Below are 22,339 nucleotides of genomic sequence, written 5' to 3'. Positions count from 1 at the left end.
GGTTGGAGAGATCTGCGAAAGCGGTCGCGCGCTTCATGGGCACGACCCTCCGATCGGCAGACACAGGCCACCGCTGGCCAGGAAGCTCGCCGTCTCCTTCTGCATCTCCTGCGTCACCGTCGCCGAAGCCGCCGGACTCAGGATCGAACCGTGATCGCCCGCGGTGAAGCGCACCACGTTGCTGCGCGCCGCTTCGCCGAGCAGGACGTTGGCGCTGCCGCCGAACGTGTGCGCCGCGAGTCCCATGGTTTCATGCAGCGGAGCGGTGCCCGACAAGAAGCCTTCGATCGTCACCTTGTCGTTGGCCTTGATGCCGCCCACCGCCACGCCGTCGTTGGCCGGCGCCGAATTCGGCACCACCTGGTCGGGCGCGGAGGTTGCGCTGCCGACGACTTCGAGCATGTGGATCGGATGCTTGGTCTTGGCCGCGACCGCGTAGTTGATCGGATCGGCCGAGTCGACGATGGTCTGCGCGAAGCGCATGAAGGTTTCGTAGTTGTCGCTGCCTTCGACCACACCGCTCGCCTGCAAGCCCGCCGCGATGCGCGGACCGAAGCTGACCGATGCATCGAGCAGCTTGGCGATGCCGCCGCCCGGCATCGCGAGCGTGGAAGCGCCGATGTCGCCGTTCACGCCGAGCAGCGTGCCGCCGACGATGCCACCGAGCGAATGGCCGACGAAGCGGATGTTGCCGCCATCGAACTTGTTGCCGTCCGGCGCGCCGGCCGTGCTCACGAGAATGGCGCCCGGAACCGACTTGCTCAGCACGATCAGGTCGGACACCGCCTGGCGAATGTTGTCGCGGCTCGTCAGCAGGCTCGACAGGTTGATGAAGTGCGTGCCCGAGCTGTCGGTGACGCCATCCGGCACCGGCGCACCCGTGGTGTTGTTGACGAGGTCGAGATCGAAGCTGCGTTCGGCGACGCCCGGAATGCGCAGCGCGCTGGGGTTTTCCTGAATGCCGTGCAGCGGCAGATCGATCGACACCACCGCGAAGCCGGCCATCGTCAACGCCGGAGCCAGCGCGAGCGCCTGCGAGCGATTGCCCGTGATGCCGTGCTGGAAGATCACCACCGGCCAGCCGGCGGCGGGCATCGTGCGGCCACTGTTCGCGTTCGGCAGCGTCACGATCACCGGAATGGTGACGTCCGCGCGCTTGGTCGGCTCGGGGAAGCACAGCGTGGTCGATTCGCTCGGCTTGAAGCCGTTGACGCCGGCGGCGAACGCACCGCAAGGCACCTGGCCGAGGAAGCTCTTGGTGGTGTCGGGCTTGGTCGCATCCGCGAGCCAGTACTTGGTCAGCGGATCGGTGGAGTGCGTGTCGCCACCGGAAGTCGCGAGGTAATACGGAACGCTCAGCGTGCCGAAGTAAACGTTGGCGATGGCCGGAAACGCATCGTTGAACTGCTTGAGCGTGGCGCCGGTGTTGCGCGCCGCGAAGCTGCTCGCGGTGGCGTTCGCCTGCAACCTGTCGAGCGTGTTGCTGACCGACTGCGTGGTGAAGCTCCAGGCCAGCACGATGTCGTCTTCGGCGACGAGGTTAGCACCCGTCAGCTGCTCCACGATCGGACGGATCAGCGTGCTGCGCAGCGCTTCGAGCGTGGCCTTCTGCGTGGCGTTGAGCGTCTGCAGAACACCTGCGGTCTGCTCGGCCACCGGCGTGCCCGAACGCACGACGGTGAACAGCTCGCTCGCACGCGCCGGAGTGCCCTCTTCGCTCTGCAGCGCGCGCGTGAGCACGACCACGTAGCGCGTCGACGGCTTGAGCGGACGCAGCGGCTCGATCAGCACGCGCGAACGGAAATTGCTGATCGGCTCTTCGACGCGCGACAGCGGATTCAAGGCCGTGGCGACCGAAGGCTGCGTGGTGTAATCGGTACCGGCGACGAGCGGGCGGCCGGTGGAGCCGTCGATGATGATCAGCCCCCGATCGAGACTGCCGTAATCGAGCTTGCCGAGCAGGTCGGTGAACATCGATGCCGTGGTCGAAAAGCCGTCCTGCAGGTTGGCCTGCGTCACGAACGGCGCATTCGACGCATTCGGAATGTTCAAGGTGGGATCGGTGAAGCCCGAGAAGAATCCGTCGAACGGAAACGGAACCTGGGGACTTGCGGCCACCGGATCGAACAGCGAGAACACGCCGCTCTCGAGACCGCCATCCTCACCGCCCGGATCATTGCGGCTGCTGCAAGCCGATAGCCCGGCAGCCGAGCACAGCACAACGAACGCCATCGCCGCGTTGCGAATCTTCATGAGCCTCTCCTCTCAATGTGCACCATGGAGCTTCCCGCTCCGTACGCGACCCGCTCGCTGCGGGCCGCTTTGTGATCGACGCTAGTGTTTGCCGGTTGTACCGTATCTGCAACAGGGAATTTCTACTGACGATCGAATCGTCACGATTCGTTGTTTCGCTGTTGCGAATTGAAGACGGAACTTCGTCGACTTGTTGCAACCGTTCGTCGTGGTGGTGTTGCGAAAAGCCTGTTGTGATCGGGACGAAACCCTTACGTGGGAGCGCGGGTTTTATGAAATTACGCATGCTCTACTGGTCCCCTCTCCCGCTTGCGGGAGAGGGTGGCGCGTAGCGCCGGGAGAGGGAAAGCCTGGAAAGTGCGCTCACTTATCGATCTGGCCCTCTCTCCCCTCGCTGCGCGAGGGACTCTCTCCCGCAAGCGGGAGAGAGGACAAACAATTTGCGCTACACAGTAATCAATGCTGCGGCAGGTTCTGCCTGATCAGCGAATCGATACGCTGCAACGCAGCATCATCGAGCGTCGTCAGCAAGGTCAGTGGCATGCGGCGGCGCAGCACGTCGTCGAGCGAAATGGCCATTTCCTCCCGCACCGCGAGCACGATCTCGGCGTCGACGAAAGCCAGATCGTCGACGATGCGACGCGCCCATTGCGGGTTCTCTTCGAGCAGCGCGATCAGGCGCTCGACGCGCGTTCCATGGCGATTGGCGATCTGCTCGACGCCGTCCCGCGCGATGCCCGCCTGCATGAGTTGCGCGCAAGCCTGCTGCAACCACGCTTCGTAGTGCTCGGCCGATGGCGCTCCAGGCAGCGAACGCTCATGCGTCTTCGATGGCACGCGCTCACGCTTGAGCGCGCGCATGACGGTAGAGACGATGTCGACCGCATCGCAGCGCGCGGTCGTGTACTTGCCGCCGATCGGCAGGATCACACGCGGCTCGGGCTGCAATATCGTGAATTCGCGCGTGACCGCCGACAGTGAATCCTCGTCCTCGGCCTGCAAGGTCCGCACGCCGGCGAAGCGTCCGACGATGTCGGATTCTTGCCAGTCGAGCCTGGGCAAGGCATGGCGCGCCGCGTCGAGCAGATAGCGCACTTCGACATCGGTGACGACGGCTTGCGAAGGGTCGCTCACTTCGGATTCGGTCGTGCCGAGCAAGGTGCGGCCGTACCACGGAATCACGAAGTAGACGCGACCATCCTGCGGCGCCGTGAACAGGAAGGCGTCACCGGAACCCTTGATCGACGAGGGAATCGGCGGCATCACCAGATGCACGCCTTTGACGAGCTTCACGCGCGGCGCCTTGCGACCGACGATCGCGTTCGACCACGGGCCCGCCGCGACGACGACGGCCTGCGCCGCGAGCACGAAGCGCTCGTGGCTGATCTGATCGACGAGGTTGGCTCCGCTGAATCCGTTCTCGTCGTGGCGCAGCGTCTGCACCGCCATGCGGTTGGCGACGACCACGCCGGCCGCCTGCGCGGCCGCGACCACCGCGAGCGTCATGCGCGCGTCGTCTTCCTGGCAATCGCCATATGACAGCCCGCCCTTGAGCCCGTCGCTGCGCAGGTAGGGGTGGCGTTCGAGCAGCTTGGACGCCGAGAACGACTTGTGCCGCTCGACGGGCTGGTCGAAGCCCGAGAGCACGTCGTAGAGCACGAGGCCGGCGCGCATCTGCAGCTTGCCGACACGCGCACCTTTCCAGATCGGCACCATGAAACGCAGTGGACGCACGAGATGCGGCGCGATGTCGGTGAGTACGCGGCGTTCGGCGAGCGCATGGCGCACGAGCGAGAACTCGAAGTGCTCGAGATAGCGCAGGCCGCCATGAATCAGCTTGCTCGATGCGCTCGAGGTGCCGCTGCCCCAGTCGTTCTTCTCGACCAGCGCAACCCTGAGCCCGCGCAGCGCGGCGTCGTACGCGGTCCAGGCACCGTAGATGCCGCCACCGATGACGAGCAGATCGAAGCCGCCGCGCAGCGCGGCGGTGTTGCGGATCAGCGGATATGCGTCGGCCATGGGCGATGGTAGCGGCTTGCTGCATTTAGAACCCCTCTCCCACCGGGAGAGGGGAAGGGGTGAGGGCCTTTCAGGGATAAGCAGCCTCGTGATCTCTGAGAACCCTTCACCGGCCGTCGGGCGCCTTTTCCCGGCGGGAGAAGGATCTCAAGCATGCGGCATGGCGTCGCCGATCGGCCTCGCCTTGGGCGGGGCACGGCGCGTGCTGCGCAGCGCCCAGACCGCGAGCGCCCAGGCCACGCAGATGCTCAGCACCACGCCGCCGAGCATGTAGTCACCGAAGCGATCCGGCAGCGCCGAGATGCCGATGATGGCGACGTTGCCGACGATCTTGAAGGTGCGATAGCCGACCATGTCTATCCAGGCCTTGACCTTGAAGATGCGCGCCGCGTCGGCGCCGACGTAGAGCAGCTCGCGCGAGGCCCGGTTGATCGAGTACGACAGCCCGCGATCGGTGAGCTTCATCGCCATCGCCATGCGCAGGTCGATATGCACCAGATACGCGAGCGAGGCCATGCCGAGCAGCACCGGCTGCACCATCAGGCCGCCGACCACGCCGAGATAGCGGTGGATCAGCGGCGTCAGCAGCAGGTTGATGCCGAGCGCGATCGCGCTGAGCAGGCTCAGGAACTCCGACAGGAACACGGTGCGCGCGTTCTGGTCGGTGTAGGTCTGCTCGACGTGATGCATGAACTGGTATTCGACGATCGGCTCGCAGACCTGCGAGAACAGCAGCAGCAGGGTGATCAGCAGGATGAAGCGGTTCGACAGGATCGAATCCCAGACCAGGCCGAAATCCACCGGCTGCGCCTGCGCTTCGAGGCGCGCCGCCGCGACCGCGGGCTTTTCGCGATACAGCCCGGCGCGCGCGAGCCGGCTCGTCAGCAGCATCATGAACAGCACGAGTGCGGCGGCGACGCTGATCAGGTCGGGCGTATCGAGCAAGCCGGTATCGACGAGCGTGCTCGCGGTGAGACCGCCCACCATGCCGCCGACCAGGCCACCACTCGCGATGAGCCCGTACCAGCGCTTGCCTTCCTTGCTGTCATAGACGCTGTTGGTGAGGCTCCAGAACTGCTCGACGAGCACCACGCTGAAGATGTCGACGAGCACGTAGAAGGCGATCGCGGTCGGCGGCCCGGCATGGTGGAACAGCGAGCGGAAAATCAGCAAGGCGCCCGCGGTGGCGACGCAGCTGCCGAGCACCGTGCGCATGCGGCCGTAGCGCTTGAGCAGGCCTTGATAGCTCGGAACGAGCACGAGCAGCAGCAGGCCGCTCGCGGTCCAGACGTAAGGCAGCGCATCGGAGCTGCTGTGCTCGAGGAACAGCGAGCGGCTCGCCGGTTTGACGAGATAGTAGGCGAGCAGGATCAAAAAGAAATTGACGAACAGCAGCACCGAGCGCAGCGCGGTGCTGCCCTGCCACTGGCGGCGCGAGGGTGTCGCATGGTTCAAGGGATCGTTCATTGCGGCTCGTCACGGTCGCCGCCGGCTTCCGGATCGTCGACCGGAACCTGCGGGAAGGCATTCTCGGGAGTGGCCGGAGCTTGCACTTCGACCGGATGGCGCGACTCGATCAGCCGCTGGATCTTGAGCGCGAGCGTCTGATGCGCCACCGCCGAATTCACTCCGAGCACGTTGGAGTGAATGGCGACGAGATAGCGCAGGCGCGGCGTGCCGGCCGGTGACTCGACCATCGCCACCGACGCGAGCCGGTTGGTCTTGTCGCCCTTGTACTTGCCGCAGCTGCCGCTCACCTTGCATTGATAGAACGAGCCGGACTTGAAGTACACCGCCGAATCGTTGAGCACCGGATGCGAGGCGTAGCGGATGCGCCGCTGCGTCATGTACAGCAGGCGCTTGATCTCGCGGCTGCTGAAGGCGTCGACCAGCGTGCCCGCTTCGAGCCGGTACAGGTAGCGAACCAGCTGCTCGGTGGTGGCGAAGCTGTTGGTGCCGACCACTTTCTGCTTGCCGCCGCGCGTGAACAGGCTGCCCTGGCGGAACTGGCCCGGATCAAGCCCGTTGCGCAGCACCGCGTCGTCCATGGTCTGCAGGTACAGATCGCCGAGCTGCTTGCCGCTCTGCGACTTGAAGAAGGCTTCGGTGTCTTCCTTCGAGGCCGGATAAGCGCGGCCGAAATGCTTGAGCGCGATGAGCTCCTTCTGCACCATGCCGGCCGCCGAATTGCTGCTCGCCGAGAGCATCCAGTCGAGATATTCCCACAGGCTCGCCTCGTCGCCCGCGCGAATCGAACGGCTCTTGCGGACCTTGGTCACCGGGTCCCAGAACGTCACCGTGTGATGGTCGTACTGGCTGTACTGGTCGGCGACCACGCGCGTATCGCGCAGCACGCGCTCGCGCGCCGCGATGGCGTCCGGCCCGTCACCTGGATACAGATCGGCCAGCGTCTGGAACAGCGCGAGCACCACCAGCACCTTGCCCACGCTCCCGACGTTGGCCTTGTTGTCGTCGTCGTAGCCCGCGTACTTGGCGGCGCTGGGGTCCGACAGATCGAGCAGCGCGACGCTGTAGCTGCCATAGCCCGAGGACTTGAGCATCTTCGACAGCTGCGCGCTGAAGTCGGCGTCGACATCGGGCAGCAGCTTGCCCTCGTTGGTCTTCCAGCCCGGCTGCACCTGCTCCATGCGCAGGTATTGGCCCGGCTGCATCTTGCGGCCCGGGATGGTGCCGGCTTCGACGCCGGCGATGTAGTCGAGCCGGCGGATGCCGGTGTAGGCGTAGCCGTCGACGGGGTAGGCGTGGGCGGGGATGGCGGCGCCCAGCAAAGCCATCGTCAGCAACAGAGCGCCGGCTTTCTCCCCTCTCCCGCGTGCGGGAGAGGGTGGCGCGCAGCGCCGGGTGAGGGAACAGACTTCAAACATGGTGCTTTGCTCCAGGTGCGCTCCCTCACTCCCCTCGCTGCGCGAGGGACTCTCTCCCGCACGCGGGAGAGAGGACATCAACAGCGCACCGCGGCGCTGAATCGATTTCACCACCCTCGCCATGATCCGCAGCATCTAGCTCCCCGCCTCCGGCTTTTCATCGAGTGGAACGCGCTTGCTGTCCCGTGCACGCAAGCCCTGGTCCATCTTCGCGAGGTATCCCTGACTCGCAGCCGCACGGTTCTGCAAAAACGGGCGTATCTGCTGCAGCATGAGCTTGCCCGCGACGAAGCCGAATTCGACATCGGCCGGCGTGGTCTTGCCCTGGTCGTCGTGCAGCTCCGGATAGGCACGCGGCACTTCGCGTGCGAACTCGGCGAGCAGCTCGATCTCCTTGTCCGTCAGCACGCGCTCGGGCGCCGGTGCGCGCAGCAGGCTCACGCCGCCGCTCGCGAGCAGCTGGCGCTGCCGACGCGCAGTGGCGGACGACAGCAGCTGCGCCTTGGCCTTGTCGCGATCGACGCGCAGGGTTTCGGAAGCTTCTCCATCGACTCCGCCGCCGACGCCGAGGCTGGTCGTCACCGTGAGGGCTTCGAGGCTGCCGGTGTCGACGTCGGCGGTGATCATCACGCCGGATTTTTCGTTCGGCACCGAGCGGTGCAGCAGCACCGAGACGTAGATGTGCTCGGGCTGGTCCATCAAGTCCTGGCGCCAGCCGTAGGCGCGCTCGGTGTACGGCGAGGCCCAGACCTTGCGCAGCGCGGCGACGGTTTCTTCGAAGCCGACGACGTTCGGCACCGTGAGATTGAGGCCCGCGCCGGTGAACCCCGGCAGATCTTCGATGTTGGTGTCGCTGCGCACGAACACGCCGTAGGTGCCGTCCATGCCGAAGCGCTCGATCATCGCGCCGTGCAGGCGGTCGAGCAGGGCTTGCGGCAGCTGTTCCGTTGCGAACCAGTTGCGCGTGAACGCGAGAAACTGCTTGACGCGCTGCTCGTGGCGCGAAGGATCGAGCTTGCGCAGCACCGCCATCTCGGCGTACTGATCACGCATCCAGTCGTACATCGGCTCTCCGCCCGCTTTCACAGGCTGCTTGAGCAACTCGCGAAAGATGCCGAAGCTCACCGCGAGCCCCGGCGCGACATGGCCCTTGAAGCGGTGCGAAAGTTCGCCGACGTGCGCGGCCTTTGGCCCGACGATGCGCCCGGAATCGCTGGCTCGCAGTTCGTCGGTGGAGACGAAATCCTGGCGCAGCAAATCGAGCTTGGCGAGGTCTGGCACGATCATGAGCGAGGGCTTGGCTTCGCCTGCGCTGCCGAGCAGCTGATCCCACCTGGGTCCGTCCGCATCGATCTGCACCACGCCGCCGACGCTGGCGGCGACGACGATGCGCTCGCCGTCATGCTGGCGGATCGTCGGCATCAGCTCGCTGGCCACCACCACGTTGGGAATGCCGAGATTGCGCGCGAGCAGCTGCACGTGCGACACCGGGTTGCCTTCCGCTTCGGTGAGAATGCCTGCGGCGGCCGGCAGATCCGAGGTGGTTTCGGGAACCAGGTAGATCGCCGGCTGGCCGTTGGTTTCTTCATCGACCGACACGCGCAACAAGCCGCGCGCGATGCCCGGATTGAGCCGGCGCAAGCCGCCGCCCACCGATGCGCCGAACGCCGTCTGCGAAGTGCCCGCGAGCTTGTCCGCATCCTCGCGCAGCGTCTGCAGCAGCGACGAGTAGAACAGCAGCGGGCTCGATCGCAGGCGATCGGCGACGAAGCCTTCGGCCTCGGGCGCGATCGGCGTGAGCTTGTCGACGCCGTTGCCGAATTCGTAATGCAGCCGCTGCGTACTCCACGAGGATGCGCGTTCGAGATATTCGAGCGCTTCGCGATACGTATCGAGCTTGACCTTGCCTTCGAGCTCGGACAGCGACTCGCCGAGCGAATCCCACTCGCGCTGGTTGAGCAGGCCGATGCCGTAGAGCGCCTTGGCCGAGATGCGCAGCTGATGGAGCCGCGCTTCGCGCGTCAGCGTGGGAATCTGCGCGGTGGCCTTCGAAGCCGTGACCATGAAGCGGTTCTCGGCTTCCAGGCTCACGTCGATCGCGGCCAGGCGACCGCTCGCCGGAACCCGCTGCAGCGCGCGATCCTTGAGCCACACCAGCGTGTTCGCCGCGCCCGCGAGCTGGGCGTCGAGCGTTGCGCCCGGCTGCTCGGTGGCGAATTGCGCTTCGATGAGCTTCTGCAGCTCGTCGCGCGCGGCTTCGTCCTTGAAGTAGCGGCCAAGCTGCTTGAGCTCGATCGACAAGGGCTTGGGCTGGTACGCCGCATCGATGGCCGCGGCGAGCGCTTCGTATTCGGCCGCCAGTTCGGGCCTGGCGCTCGTGCTGCTCGCATAGGCGCGCACGCGCGCCGCATCTCCCGACTCGGGTGTGTTGTGGATGCGCGAGCGCAGCGAGTGGAACTTGGCGTCCTTCTCGTCGAGCGAGGTGGCCATGCCGCGTACGCGCGTGAGGCTCGGCGTGTCGGGGCCGTGCGGAAACGCGCGCGCGGCTTCGCGCAGCGGAATGTAGGCGGTGTCGCCGCGCGCGAGCGCCTGCAACAGATCGCGCGCGCTTTCCTTCTCGTTGTGATCCTGGATCGCACCGCGATACGACAGCGCGCGGCGGAACACCCAGCCATCGTCGCTCGCGATCAAAAAGCGCTCGACGACGAGCACCTGCAGCAGATCGGCCTTCGCGTTCGGCCCGACGACATCGTCCGGCTTCACCATCACGAGCAGGTTGGCGATCGGATAGCCGGCCTCGCGGATGGCCCTGGTGCGCGCGCTCCATTCGCCGTGCTGATAGCCGCCGCCGTAAGGCTCGCAGGCGTAGGCCTTGGGTTCGAGCACCTGGCCGTCCTTGCAGAAGTAGCGGATGCGATCGAACGGCCCGCGCGGCTCGCGCTTCATCTGCTCGATCCAGCCGCGCATCGTCGCCAGGGAAAGCCCGCCGGCGGCAGGCGCTGCCGGCTCGTCCGCGGCCCGCGCTGCGTTGGTCAACGCGGCCACCAGCGCCGCCGTCACCGTCATCCGTATGAGTCCCGCAGCCCTGCGTCGCTGCAACCGCATTCCAGCCCCCTGCGAGTCGATTCGGATCTTGTGTTCGGATCGTACTGTCTGAGCGATACGATCGTCATTCCCTGTGTGTCGCGATGTGTGTCGCGATCGCCCGGCGGTGCTCCAGGCACCGCTCGGGACTATGCCGGCAGGCTATGAACTCGTCCTGAAACGGCGCCCCGCGGTCAGATTGCCCAATGTCACGCGAGCCTGGTCTGCGGCGGCTAGAATCCTCGCCTCCTCCCTGCCCCTGCGCTTGCTCCCCGATGCGTAATCCGACGTCCGATACCGAAGCCTTTCGCCTGAACCCGCTGCCCGCACTGATCTTCTCCTCGCGCTGGCTGCAGCTGCCGCTGTACCTCGGACTGATCGTCGCCCAGGCGGTCTATGTCGTGCTGTTCGTCAAGGAGCTCTGGCACCTGCTGCACGGGGCCTTCTCGTTCAAGGAACAGGACGTGATGCTGATCGTGCTCGGGCTCATCGACGTGGTGATGATCTCGAACCTGCTGGTCATGGTCATCGTCGGCGGCTACGAGACCTTCGTCTCGCGCCTGCGGCTCGAAGGCCATCCGGACCAGCCCGAGTGGCTCAGCCACGTCAACGCCTCGGTGCTCAAGGTCAAGCTGGCGATGGCGATCATCGGCATCTCCTCGATCCATCTGCTCAAGACTTTCATCGAAGCCGGCAACATGGGCGCGCTGCCGTCCTGCGCGAGCGTGGCGGCCGACATCGCCTGCAGCCGCGTCAGCGAGACCGGCATCATGTGGCAGACGCTGATCCACCTGGCGTTCATCGCCTCGGCCATCGGCATCGCCTACACCGACAAGCTCATGAACGCGCTCGCGTCTCAGCATCCGCGCGACGGGCACTGAGGCCGCCATCGACAGCGCGCATTCACCGCCGGATTCGCTGCCGACCTCGCTCGTCGAAACGCTCGGCGCGTTTCTCGACGAGGAGGCCGGGCGCGAGGCGCTGGAGCGGGCGCGCGCGATTCTGCGGACGCAGGCGGTGGACATCGCCGATCTGCTCGATTGGGTGCAGCGTTATCCGGCGAGCCCGGCGCTGCGCACGCAGGCCACCGCGAGCCTGCGCGCGGCGCTCGGCTTGCCGCTGATTCCAGGGCCGCCCTGCCGCAGCTGAGGCGCCTTTTGCCGGCGACACGGAGCACAATGGGTCATGGCCGAGATCATCAACTTCAACAAGGCGCGCAAGCGCAAGGCACGCGAGCAGGCCCAGGCGCAGGCGGCCGAAAATCGCGTGCGCTTCGGTCGCACCAAGGAACAGAAGCAGCTCGAAGCCGCGCAGATGGAGGAGGCCCATCGCAAGCTCGATGGCTTGCGCCGCGAGCCTGGCGATGAACACACGGGCGAAGAGGGCCCCGAGACAATAGACTCCGCTTAGACAGGCCGAGGTTCAGCTAAAGCAGCCAGAATCGGGGTGGACCGCAATTTTCGGCAACTGTCCGAAACGCGTTTCTCGCACGCCGGCACCGACCAAGGAGGAATTCATGGCGAGCTTCACCGATCGCATGCTGGGCGCGGCCCGGCTCAACGTCGCGACTTACGAAGAAGTGGAGGCCGATCGTTCGGCCACTTTCCAGGCCTTGACCGTCGTCGTGATCGCCTCGATCGCGCTCGGCATCGGCGGCATGGGCTACAACGGCATTGCCGGCATCGCCACCGGCATCGTCGGCGCCGTGCTCGGCTGGGCCATCTGGGCCGCCGTGATCTGGCTTATCGGCACCAAGATGCTCGCCGAGCCGCAGACCAGCTCGGACTGGGGCGAAGTGGCCCGCACCACCGGCTTCGCGCAGACCCCGGGCGTGCTGCGCGTCTTCGGCTTCATCCCGGTGGTCGGCTGGATCATCATGCTGGCCGTCAACATCTGGATGCTCGTCGCGATGATCATCGCCGTGCGCCAGGCGCTCGACTACAAGGACACCTGGCGGGCGGTGGTGGTGGTGCTGATCGGCTGGCTGGTGAATCTGCTGATTCTGTATCTGCTCGCGCCGTAGGCGCAGCGCGCTTCGATCGAGCCCTTCGAGTTCTCGCGAATTCGAAGGGCTTTTTGTTTGTCCCCTCTCCCACTTGTGGGAGAGGGTGGCTCGAAGAGCCGGGAGAGGGAAAGCCTGAAAAATACGCTCACGCTCCCGAGCGAACCCTCTCTCCCCTGCTTCGCAGGGACTCTCTCCCGCAAGCGGGGGAGAGGAACGTCAACCGCTTCGCTCAGCACGCTGCTTGAGCCACACCCGCAAAAACAGCTCATGCCGACCTGATACCGGGCTCAGCACGAAAAACCCGCGCCATACTGCGTGACATAACGATGACAAGAGGAGAACGCAGATGCGCAAGCCAGCCTCTGCCGTATTGCTGAGCCTGATGGTCGGAGCCTTCGTCGCGATCACGGGCTGTTCGTCCAACAGCCCCGACGACGCCGACGTCGGCGGCGGAGACGGCGGCACGCTGACGCCGAGCTGCGACACGCCGATGCCGCCTGCCGCCACGCAGCACAGCCTCGTCATCGCCTCGCCTTCGGACCCCGATCCGACCGCGAATCCCGCCGCGACCACCGAGATCTTCTACACCGTGATGACGCCCGCGCGCTGCGCCGGCGATGCGTTTCCGGTGGTGCTGCAAAGCCACGGTTATGGTGGAACGCGCGAAACCGCGCTCGCAACCGATGGCACGCTGCATCCGGAGTCGCCGCATTTCCCGTCGATGGATCAACTCACGCAGGCGCTGCCGTATCACGGCTACGTGGTGATCAGCTTCGATGAGCGCGGGCACGGCGAATCGACCAACGCCAACGCGCGCATCATCGATCCGGCGGCCGAAACCCAGGACGCGCGCGCGTTGCTCGATTGGGCCTACGACCACGCCGACGAATTCGGCATCCTGCGCCAGAGCGGCACCGGCATCGAGCGCGACATCAAGGTCGGCACGCTCGGCTACAGCTACGGCGGGGCGTTTCAGATGCCGCTCGCGGCGATCGATCCGCGCATCGATGCGATCGTGCCGAACGGCACCTGGCACGGCCTGCTCTACAGCCTGATGCCGGGTGATTCGCTCAAGCTCGGCTTCGGCGGGCTGCTTTGCGTGCTCGCGCTCACCGGCGGCGTCAGCAACACGCCGATCGTGGCGACGCTCTGCAACACCATCGGCCCGTTCGGCCTGGGCGCCTACAACGTGCGCTCGCGCGCCGACCTGGTCGCCGCGGTCTCGCGCCCCACTGCCAGGCCGCGAGCGGTGAGCGAAGCCGAGATGATTCCGTTCTTCGACACGCATGGCATGAACTACTTCCGCCGCCAGCAGAAAGCCGGCCAGGGCTGGGGGTTCGGTGAGCGCGATGCCAGGCTGCGCAAGGTTCCCGCGCTGTTCGTGCAGGGCAATCGCGACGTGCTGTTCAATCTCACCGAAGCGTACTGGAACCACCGCTACTTTTCGGAAGCCGGTGGCGACGTGCGCCTGATCTCGACCGAAGGCGGGCACATGAATCCGCTCGCGAACCAGATCGAAGGCAACGCCAATTGCGGCAGCGTGACCGGCGTGGCCGCGGTGCTCGGCTGGTTCGATCATCACCTCAAGCACATCGATTCCGCAGCCTACGATGCGTTGCCGAAGATCTGCCTGTCGGTCGCCGACACGCGTGGCGCTCCGGCCGCCGACGTGGGCCTCGCGCTCGAGCGTTTTCCGGTCGGAGCGCTGAGCGGCAGCGGCTCGGTGCCGGCGACGCTCGCGACCGCGACGGCGTCCGTCGCCGCCGCTGCGATCTCGCCGACCTTCGTGCCGGTGACGACGATCACGGGCAACGACAAGGTGCTCGCCGGAGCACCGACGATCGCCAGGATCACGGTGCTGCGCGGCTCGCCCGCGCTGCCGAACCAGAGCACCAATGCCTTCGTCGGCGTGGGCATCAAGCGCGGCTCGCAGACCATCCTCGTCGACGATCAGCTGACGCCGTTCGTCGAGGGCGAGCACACGAACAATCGCAACATCGCCGAGGACGATCGCATCCTGCTGCCCGCGATCGGCGAGCGCCTGCAGGACGGCGACCAGGTGGGCCTGCTGCTGTATCCGCAGCATATCCAGTACGCCGCGATCGTCAGCGCCGAAGGCTTGTCGGGACTCACGGGCATCGTCAACTACATCGCGGGCACGCCGATTCCGCCGATCACCTCGGCGCTGGAGCCGGTGCTGGGCTTGCTGTACGTGAATCCATACAGCGTCGAGCTCAGCGACGTGCAGCTGCCGATCCTGGTGCCGGGAGAGTATTCGGGGAGCCGGTTGTTGCAGTAGCGGTGGAGCCGCCCCGCTCCTGTTGTGCGGTGACACAAAACCCGGGAAAGCTACGCGCTAGATGCGGTCCCCTCTCTCGCCTGCGGGAGAGGGGCTGGCGGGAAGGTGAGCGCACTTTCTCGGGCTTACCCTCTCTCCCCGCCTTCGGCGGGACTCTCTCCCGCAAGCGGGAGAGAGGATCCGCGATGCGCGCGGGCCCACTCCACATTCGTCTCACCCCAACCTCGAAACCTGCATCACGCTGTCCGGCAACCACAGCTCCAGCTGCGTGCCGCCGCTCGGTGGCGATTGCAGATCGAGCACCGCGCCGAGCGCTTCGGCTCGCTCGCGAATGCCGCGCAAGCCATGCCCTTTGCGCGACCGGCGCGTTTCGCGCAGGCCGGCGCCGTCGTCGACGATCCGCAGGCACACCGGCTCTCCGCGTGCGGTGCCGAATTCCATGCGAACGTGCCGCGCACCCGAGTGCCGCACCGCGTTGGTCAACGCTTCCTGGGCGACCCGATACACGTAAACCTGTGTGAGCGCATCGTCGGGCGCGGCGTTCGGATCGACCTGCGATTCGAAGCGAATGTGCGGGCAATGCCGCTCCCAGTTGCCGATCAGGCTTTGCAAGGCATAGCCAAGCCCGAATTCGGATAGGCCCGATGGACGCAGCTGCACGAGCATCGCGCGCAGGCGGTCGCAGCAGTCGGCGACGCTGTCGCGGATCAGCAGCAGCGTTTGCTGAGACTCCGCCTGCGATTGCGCGTCTTCGTCGAGACTTTGCTGCAACAGGCTCACGTTGGCGTCGATGATGGCGAGGCCCTGGCCAAGTTCGTCCTGCAGTTCGCGCGCGATCGCGGAGCGCTCGCTCTCCTGCAATTCGAGATTGCGCCGCAGCAGCCTGTGCTTGTCCTCGCGAGCCTGGCGCAGGCGCGTGCCGAGATCGACCAGCCCCTCGACGATGCCGCCGAGCTCGGGCGTCGCGGCGCGGGGCAGCTGCGGCTGCAGCTCGCCGCGGCTCATGCGCACGATGGCCTGCCGGATCGCATCGACCGGGCGCAGGAAGAACCAGACGGTGACGACGACGATGGCGTTGATCAGAAAGCCGATCAGCGCGATCGCGGTCAGCAGCGGCCTCGCTTCGCTCCAGGCTTCGAGCACTTCGTCGGCCGCATCGGCGCGGATCACCGCGTGGAGCACGCGACCATCGCTCGCGATGAATTCGCGTCGCAGTTCGAGGGTCGGCGGCGCCACCGTGTGCGAGAACCAGCGCGGCACTTCGGCGGGCATCGGGGCCGGGCAGTTGGAAGGCCGTGCGGCGCGCGTGCGCTGCACGCAGAGATGGCGGCTGTCGTCGAGCACGTCGAGCAGCGCGTTCCAGCCCGCTTCGTCACCGCGAGCCGCTGCGCTCGCGATATCCTGGCCGACGAGCCGGTCCGCGAGCCGCATCACTGCCTCGATCTCGCCCCGTACCGACTGGGCGGAATTGCGCAGCACCGCCGCAACCGAAAGTCCGAGCACGATCACCAGCAGGCCCGCGATCGAGATCGACAGCCGCCGCTTGAGATCGAAGCGCGAGCGCCGCCGCTGTCCGGCCTTGGCGATCAGGCCGTCGATCGCATCGGCCTGCACGGGCGGAAGCAGGTCAGGCACGGACGATCGCCATCGCGGGCAGATTTCGGGTCATGCAAGCTCCAACGGTCGCATCGGTACACCGCGAGTGTCCCGCAACCGACACCACGATGGACCGGGAGCATTTCCCGATTTCAGCCGTCCCGAGCTCGTCGCGGCGGTGCCCGGGGCGGCCTTCCGATTTGCATTCCTATTGCGCGCACTGCGCCGGCGCACCGCCGAGCTCGAAGGTCGCGCTGATGCCGGTATACGGCACCGGCGCGCTATCCGCCGAGGCCCGTGACACACCCTCGTGGCGGATGCGATACCGCCCGGCCGGGGCGTCGCGCGGAATCGTCCACACCGCGCGGTTCTCGGAGTTCGCGATGTAGTGGCCGAGCGTCGACACCAGGTGCGTGCGGCCGTCCCAGATGAACATGAGCTCGGGATCCTTGTCGGTGGCCACCGTCACCCAGCCGTCGCCCTGCTGGCGCTCGACGAACAGGTACGAGGACATGCGCTTGAGATCGTTGCCCGGGTAGCCGCCGACGAAGCTCACTTCGACGGTCTGCCCGCGCGCGTAGCTCGGCTGCGCATCGTCGACCACGGCACCGAATTGGGCCGCCGCATCGGTGGTGACCGGCGAGGCCGGGCCCAGCGCCAACGCCTCCGGAGCGACGCCGGCCGGCGCGGGCGTGTTCGACGCCATCGTCAACGCGAGCTTGCGCGCCTGCTGCTGCGCAGCGGCGAGCTGCCAGGGACCGTAGTTGGTCGAAGCGCCTTCGTAGAGCTGCGCCGCGTATTCCTCGCGCGTGGTCATGTAGTCGAGATAGGCGTTCGACAATCCCGCAATGACCACGGTGTCGATGCCCACGGGCGCGAGCACGTCGAGCACCGTCTCGCGCAGCCGGCGACCGGCCATCGTGGTCACTTCCCACGGCACGCCGAGAATCGCGAGATTGCCGATGCGGAACAGCTGGATCGGCGCCGGGCCCGCACCGAACTCGGTGACCACCACTTTCTCGCGCTGGCATTGGTACTGCGGCATCAGCAGCTGCGCGGTGCACAGCACGGGCGTCACGAGGCTGTAGAGCGCGACGCCGTTGACCGGCACGTTGATCTTGTTGCCCTCGACCACGGCGGTGATCGAGCCGCTGCCGTTGAACAGGCCGTTGTAGTGATTGCGCAGATCGTTGCCGACATCCACCGGCGCATCGACCACGCAGGCGAAGCCGGCCGCACCGAACGCAGGCCCGTTGGCACCGCCGACGAGCTTGCCGAGGCCCACCGCACCGGTGCAGGTATTGCGCTGCTCCGGATACAGCTCGGCCGGCAGGTCGGCGAAGGTCGATCGCTCGGTGACCGTCGGATCGTCGATCGTCACCGCCGCCATGTCGACGTAGAACAAACGGAAGTCCACCGGTCCCTTGAGCGCATCGCCCTGCCCGTACTGGCGCAGCGCCTGCGCGAGCTGCTTGGTGCCGAAGATCGCGGAGGCTTTGGGCAGTCCGCGCTCGTAGTACGGCGTGTCGAAATCGTAGGGGTCGTCGGTGCCGAGCCGATAGCGATACGGCACGCCTTCGCCGGGCGCGTCGCTGCCGTTCAGATCCTTGTCGAAGATGAACAGATCGGGCACCGAATTGCCTTCGTCGGTCTGCGCGAACGCGGCGACGAAGTTGTCGGCCGCGCCGTCGCCGGCCGTCGCATCGGGCAGGTAGCGCGTGCGCATGAGCTTTTCGAAGCCCAGTGAGGCCTCGCCCTTGTTGTCGGCCGAGATCATCAGTCCGTGATTGCCCATGACGGTCGGATGCACGCCGAACCAGTTCAGCACGCCGGCCGCGCTGCCGTCGTCACGCACGAAAGTGAGCTGCAGGAAGCGCTTGTCGACCTCGACCTCGTTGCCGGCCTTGTTGACGTAGCGCGCGCGTTCGCTCGGCGCGTTCTGCCGATAGGCCGGCGGATCGCGGCTGCGGTTGGCATCGAGCAGCTCGCCGATCGACAGCTTGATCGAAGCACTCTGCGGATGCGCCTCGAGATTGCGGTGCGCGCGCACGATCGCGCGCGTGATGCCGTCGACGATCGCTTCGAAATTGTCGGCGTCGAACGGACTCACGCTCAGCGCGAGCGACTGCGCGTAGCTGTAGACGTCGATGAACACCTGCGGCACGCCGGCCGGCAGCGCCGGCAACACGGTCGGATCGCCGTAGCCGCCACCCGCCGCATGCGTGTGCGTGGCCGAGAGCATCACGTTGTCGCCCGTGTACTTGCCGCCGAGGCTGGCGTCCGCGGCGAGGCGCTTGAGCACTTCCTGGCGCACCAGCGCGGTCGAGAAGGTGTGATCGTCGGAGACGTAGACCACGCGCTTGCCGTTGCACGGCGACTCGATCACGAATGCACGCGCGTACAACCGCGTGTGGATGCCGATCTGCGGCTGCGGCGGCAGCACCATGCCGGCGAGGTCGGCGTGGCCGGTCGGCTGCCCGCCGATCGGGCCGGTGGTGTCGTAGAGGCCGCTGCCGAAACGAAACCGCCGGCTGTCGCGGCAGGGGCCTTCGGGCGCCGGCCCGACGTCCTTGCGCGGCAGCTCGAGCGGGCCCGGCGCGTCGGGCACGTGGCTGCGCGTGTAGGTGGTGCCGTTGACGGTCAGCTCGGGCGTGGTGCCGACCGCGAGCGCCGGGCTTTCGAGCACGCAGCTCGCCTCGGGCGGCAGCGCCGCCTGTGGCGACGACGGCGGACCATCCGGCGAGTTGCTGCCGCCGCAGCCCGCGAGCAGCAGCGCCAGGCACCAGGCGCGAATCCGCGACGGTGGCCGGTGCGAATTCCCCTGCGTTCGCAGGCCGGCGTTGGTGACCTTTTTCATTCCCGTTTCCCCATGCTCAGGACGAATATCGATAGACCTTTTGCATGCAGGCCACAAGGGTAAATCCCCCTCAGCTTGACCCTGCCGGACACCGGTTTTACTGTCCCGACCAGTCGGTACATAAATTAGCGCATCAAGCATCAATCCCAGGCATGCCGGTCACGCGAAGCTCCAGAGCAGCATCCAAAAGCGACGGCGCGGCCACACGCGGCCGGCCGAGCGCGCGCGAGCTCATGCTCGACGCCGCCGCCGCGGTGGTGCTCGAACAGGGCGCCGGCAAGCTCACGCTCGATGCGGTGGCCCTGCGCGCGGGCGCGAGCAAGGGCGGCGTGCTGTATCACTTTCCGAGCAAGGAAGCCTTGCTCGAAGCCCTGCTCGAACGCGTGACCTCGCACAACCGCGCGGCCTACGAAAGCGTGCTCGCCAAAACACCAGTCGGGCCGGGCCGCGAGCTCAAGGCCTACGTGACCAATTCGGTACGCGAACCCGACGAGGACGATCACGTCAGCGGCGCGCTGCTCGCGGTGCTCAACAGCAGCCCGGCGATGATCGAAAGCGTGGGCGACTACTTCCGCGCCCGCTTCGCCGCGATCTCGCACGACGTGCCGTTCGAGCGCGCCGCGCTCGTGCACCTGGCGACCGAAGGGCTCTGGCTCATGGAGCTGTTCCAGGTTTCGCCGCTCGACGCCCGGCAGCGCGCGCGCGTGGTCAAGCTGCTCAAGCAGCTCGCCAACGGCGACAGCAAGGGGCTGCGCGAATGACGCGCGCCGAAGCATCCATGCTGCCCACGCCCATGGCCGAACCGGCCCTGCGCGACGGCGAGGCCTATTACCGGCGGCTGCTGCGCGTGGTCGAGGGTCAGCGCCTGCCGCTCGCGCTCGTCGATCTCGATCGGCTCGAAACCAATGCGCAGGCCCTGCAACTGCGCTCGGGCCGCTTGCCGATCCGGCTCGGCACCAAGTCGATCCGCTGCGTCGAGATCCTGCGCCACGTGCAGGCGATGTCCGCGCAGTTCCGCGGACTGTTCTGCTACAGCGCACGCGAAGCGGCCTGGCTGCACCAGCAGGGCTTCGACGATCTGCTGGTCGGATATCCGACGCTCGAAGCCGACGATTTCGCCGCCGCCGCGCGAGCCGTGCGCAGCGGCGCCACGCTGACCCTGATGATCGACGAAGCCGATCAGGCGCTCGCGCTCGCGCAGGCCGCGCGGACGCTCGGCGTGCGCTTTCGCGTCGCGCTCGACCTCGACATGTCGAGCGACCTGCCCGGCCTCTGGTTCGGTGTGCGCCGCTCGCCGCTGCGCGATGCGCAGGCCGCGCTCGCGGTGGCCGCCTGCATTCGCGAGCAGGCCGGTGCGCTGCAACTGGTCGGCGCGATGGGCTACGAAGCGCAGCTCGCCGGCCTGCAGGATCGTGCGCCGGGTTCGCCGCTGCGCAATCAGCTGCTGCGCGCGCTCAAGCGGCATTCGCAGCGCGAACTCGGCAGGCGCCGCCGGCAGATCGTGCAGGCCTTGCGCGAAGCCGGACACGACATCGGCCTGGTCAACGGCGGCGGCACCGGCAGCCTCGAAGCCACCGCGGCCGATACCTGCATCACTGAAGCCACCGCGGGCTCCGGGCTGTATTCGCCGACGCTGTTCGATCACTTCGGCCACTTCCACCACCTGCCCGCGGCCTTCTTCGCGCTGCCCGTCGTGCGCCGTCCGGCTCCGGGCCTGGCGACCTGCACGGGCGGCGGCTACATCGCCTCGGGCCCGGCCGGCGCCGATCGCCTGCCGAGCCCGTTCCTGCCGTCCGGCATGCGCCTGCTCGGCGACGAGGGCGCGGGCGAAGTCCAGACGCCGGTGAAGCTGCCGCCGGGTTTCACGCCGGGGCTCGGAGCCCCGCTGTTTTTCAGGCATGCCAAGGCCGGCGAAATGATGGAGCGCTTCGACCGGCTGCTGCTGTTCCGCGGAGACCAGGCGGTGGCGACCACGCCGACCTATCGCGGCCAGGGACAGAACTTCTTCTAGGGACGCTTGCAATGACGCACAGCACTTTGATCGCGGATTCGAAACCCTGGAGCAACTGGTCGGGCTCGGTGCGCTTCACGCCGCGCCACACGATCGCGCCCGCGAGCGTTCCGGCCCTGCAGGAAATCGTGCGCGAAGTGGCGATGCGCGGCGGCAAGCTGCGCGTGGCCGGCAGCGGTCATTCGTTCGCCCCGCTCGTGAAGACCAGCGACACGCTGGTGACGCTCGACCGGCTGAGCGGCATCGACTCGATCGATGGTCATCGCGCGCGCATCCAGGCCGGCACGCAGCTGTCCTGGCTCGGCAAGGAGCTCGCCAGGCGCGGCTTCGGCATGACCAACCTCGGCGACATCAACAAGCAGACGCTCGCCGGCGCGGTATCCACCGGCACGCACGGCACGGGCCTGAAGCTCGGCTCGATCTCGACGCAGCTGCGCGGCCTGAGCCTGGTGCTCGCCAGCGGCGAGCCAGTGCATTGCTCGGCGACGCAGAACGCCGAGCTGTTCGACGCGGCACGCGTGTCGCTCGGCGCGCTCGGCATCATCACCGCAATGGACATAGAGCTCGAGCCCGCGTACCGGCTCAAGCTCATCAAGCGCAACATGCCGCTCGACGAGTGCCTCGAACAGTCGCTCGATCTCGCCAAGCTGTACCGGCATTTCGAATTCTTCTGGATGCCGCACACGCAGCTCACGCAGGTGAAGCTGATGGACTGGACCGATCAGCCGGAGTCGTCGAACGGCCTGACCACGGCTTCCGAACTGGTGCTCGAAAACGGCCTGTTCGGGCTGCTTTCGCGGCTCGTGCGCGCCAAGCCGGGCTGGGCTCCGGGCGTCAGCAGGCTCATCGCAAACATCAGCCCGAGCAACCAGAGCACGATGGTGGCCGACTGCCATCGCGCGTTCGCGACCGCGCGGCTGGTGCGCTTCCAGGAAATGGAATACGAGCTGCCGATCGAGCGCGGCCCCGACGCGATGCGCGAGCTCGCCGAGTACGTCAACCGCAAGCCCGTGCTCGTGCATTTCCCGATCGAGTATCGCCACGTGCGCGGCGACGACATCTGGCTGTCGCCGTTCTACGGACGTGATTCGGTATCGATCTCGGTGCACCAGTACGTCGGCATGGAACACGAGCGCTATTTCGCCGCGGCCGAGGCGATCTTCCTGAATCACGGCGGCCGTCCGCACTGGGGCAAGATCCATTCGCTCGGCGCGAGCGACCTCGCCGCGCGGTATCCGCGCTGGCACGACTTCCAGCGCCTGCGCCGCGAGCTCGATCCCAAGGGCTTGTTCCTGAACCCCTTGCTGCAACGCCTGTTCAATCCCTGAAA

15 protein-coding genes are annotated in these 22,339 nt (G+C 66.8%); 8 read left to right on the top strand and 7 right to left on the bottom strand.

The window, feature by feature from the left end; genetic code table 11:
- Positions 1 to 33: 33 nt before the first annotated feature.
- The 5 genes from WQQ_RS12505 to WQQ_RS12485 all read right to left on the bottom strand — a co-directional run bounded on the left by WQQ_RS12505 (position 34) and on the right by WQQ_RS12485 (position 10,223).
- Entirely contained in the window at positions 34 to 2,253 is a 2,220-nt protein-coding gene (locus WQQ_RS12505; RefSeq protein WP_007185556.1) for a hypothetical protein, read from the bottom strand.
- A gap of 456 nt (positions 2,254 to 2,709) precedes the next feature.
- On the bottom strand, positions 2,710 to 4,272 hold the full coding sequence (locus WQQ_RS12500; RefSeq protein WP_007185555.1) for a glycerol-3-phosphate dehydrogenase/oxidase: 1,563 nt from the start codon (positions 4,270 to 4,272) through the stop codon (positions 2,710 to 2,712).
- Positions 4,273 to 4,419: 147 nt separating this feature from the next.
- Positions 4,420 to 5,739, bottom strand: a complete 1,320-nt coding sequence (locus WQQ_RS12495; protein WP_007185554.1) for an Npt1/Npt2 family nucleotide transporter — start codon at positions 5,737 to 5,739, stop codon at positions 4,420 to 4,422.
- A complete protein-coding gene (locus WQQ_RS12490) occupies positions 5,736 to 7,067 on the bottom strand; it encodes a serine hydrolase (RefSeq protein WP_050997677.1) in 1,332 nt (443 codons plus the stop codon). Before WQQ_RS12490 ends, WQQ_RS12495 begins: the two co-directional genes overlap by 4 nt.
- Positions 7,068 to 7,292: 225 nt before the next feature.
- Positions 7,293 to 10,223 (bottom strand): PEP/pyruvate-binding domain-containing protein, encoded by a 2,931-nt coding sequence (locus tag WQQ_RS12485; RefSeq protein ID WP_007185552.1) that lies wholly within the window; start codon positions 10,221 to 10,223, stop codon positions 7,293 to 7,295.
- 293 nt (positions 10,224 to 10,516) lie between these two features.
- Between WQQ_RS12485 and WQQ_RS12480 the strand changes: the two genes are divergently transcribed.
- The 5 genes from WQQ_RS12480 (at position 10,517) to WQQ_RS23050 (ending at position 14,545) form a co-directional block, all read left to right on the top strand.
- Positions 10,517 to 11,122 carry a TIGR00645 family protein gene (locus tag WQQ_RS12480; protein WP_007185550.1) on the top strand — a complete coding sequence of 202 codons (606 nt, stop codon included), beginning with the start codon at positions 10,517 to 10,519 and terminating at the stop codon, positions 11,120 to 11,122.
- A gap of 136 nt (positions 11,123 to 11,258) precedes the next feature.
- Positions 11,259 to 11,390: a hypothetical protein gene (locus WQQ_RS25105; RefSeq protein ID WP_007185549.1), complete on the top strand. Its 132-nt coding sequence runs from the start codon at positions 11,259 to 11,261 to the stop codon at positions 11,388 to 11,390.
- A 36-nt stretch (positions 11,391 to 11,426) separates the two neighbouring features.
- A complete protein-coding gene (locus tag WQQ_RS12475; RefSeq protein WP_007185548.1) occupies positions 11,427 to 11,651 on the top strand; it encodes a DUF4169 family protein in 225 nt (74 codons plus the stop codon).
- 106 nt (positions 11,652 to 11,757) lie between these two features.
- Entirely contained in the window at positions 11,758 to 12,264 is a 507-nt protein-coding gene (locus WQQ_RS12470; protein ID WP_007185547.1) for a YIP1 family protein, read from the top strand.
- Between the two features lie 328 nt (positions 12,265 to 12,592).
- Positions 12,593 to 14,545, top strand: a complete 1,953-nt coding sequence (locus tag WQQ_RS23050; protein WP_007185546.1) for a CocE/NonD family hydrolase — start codon at positions 12,593 to 12,595, stop codon at positions 14,543 to 14,545.
- Between the two features lie 213 nt (positions 14,546 to 14,758).
- On the opposite strand, the gene WQQ_RS12460 is transcribed toward WQQ_RS23050, so the two are convergent.
- Both WQQ_RS12460 and WQQ_RS23045 read right to left on the bottom strand, forming a co-directional pair.
- Positions 14,759 to 16,180 carry a histidine kinase gene (locus tag WQQ_RS12460; protein WP_007185545.1) on the bottom strand — a complete coding sequence of 474 codons (1,422 nt, stop codon included), beginning with the start codon at positions 16,178 to 16,180 and terminating at the stop codon, positions 14,759 to 14,761.
- 169 nt (positions 16,181 to 16,349) lie between these two features.
- Positions 16,350 to 18,998 carry a neutral/alkaline non-lysosomal ceramidase N-terminal domain-containing protein gene (locus WQQ_RS23045; RefSeq protein ID WP_007185544.1) on the bottom strand — a complete coding sequence of 883 codons (2,649 nt, stop codon included), beginning with the start codon at positions 18,996 to 18,998 and terminating at the stop codon, positions 16,350 to 16,352.
- A gap of 233 nt (positions 18,999 to 19,231) precedes the next feature.
- On the opposite strand from WQQ_RS23045, the gene WQQ_RS12450 reads away from it, so the two are divergent.
- The 3 genes from WQQ_RS12450 to WQQ_RS12440 are packed head-to-tail and all read left to right on the top strand — an operon-like array spanning position 19,232 to position 22,337.
- Positions 19,232 to 19,759 carry a TetR/AcrR family transcriptional regulator gene (locus WQQ_RS12450; protein ID WP_007185543.1) on the top strand — a complete coding sequence of 176 codons (528 nt, stop codon included), beginning with the start codon at positions 19,232 to 19,234 and terminating at the stop codon, positions 19,757 to 19,759.
- A 17-nt stretch (positions 19,760 to 19,776) separates the two neighbouring features.
- Positions 19,777 to 21,009: an alanine racemase gene (locus tag WQQ_RS12445; RefSeq protein ID WP_050997715.1), complete on the top strand. Its 1,233-nt coding sequence runs from the start codon at positions 19,777 to 19,779 to the stop codon at positions 21,007 to 21,009.
- Positions 21,010 to 21,020: 11 nt separating this feature from the next.
- Entirely contained in the window at positions 21,021 to 22,337 is a 1,317-nt protein-coding gene (locus WQQ_RS12440) for a D-arabinono-1,4-lactone oxidase (RefSeq protein ID WP_007185541.1), read from the top strand.
- The last annotated feature ends 2 nt before the right edge of the window (positions 22,338 to 22,339 follow it).

Origin of the sequence: Hydrocarboniphaga effusa AP103, from assembly GCF_000271305.1 — a bacterium.
Taxonomy (GTDB): Bacteria; Pseudomonadota; Gammaproteobacteria; order Nevskiales; family Nevskiaceae; genus Hydrocarboniphaga; species Hydrocarboniphaga effusa.
The sequence above is the reverse complement of the archived record's forward strand: the minus strand, read 5'-3'. Positions and strand labels throughout refer to the sequence as shown.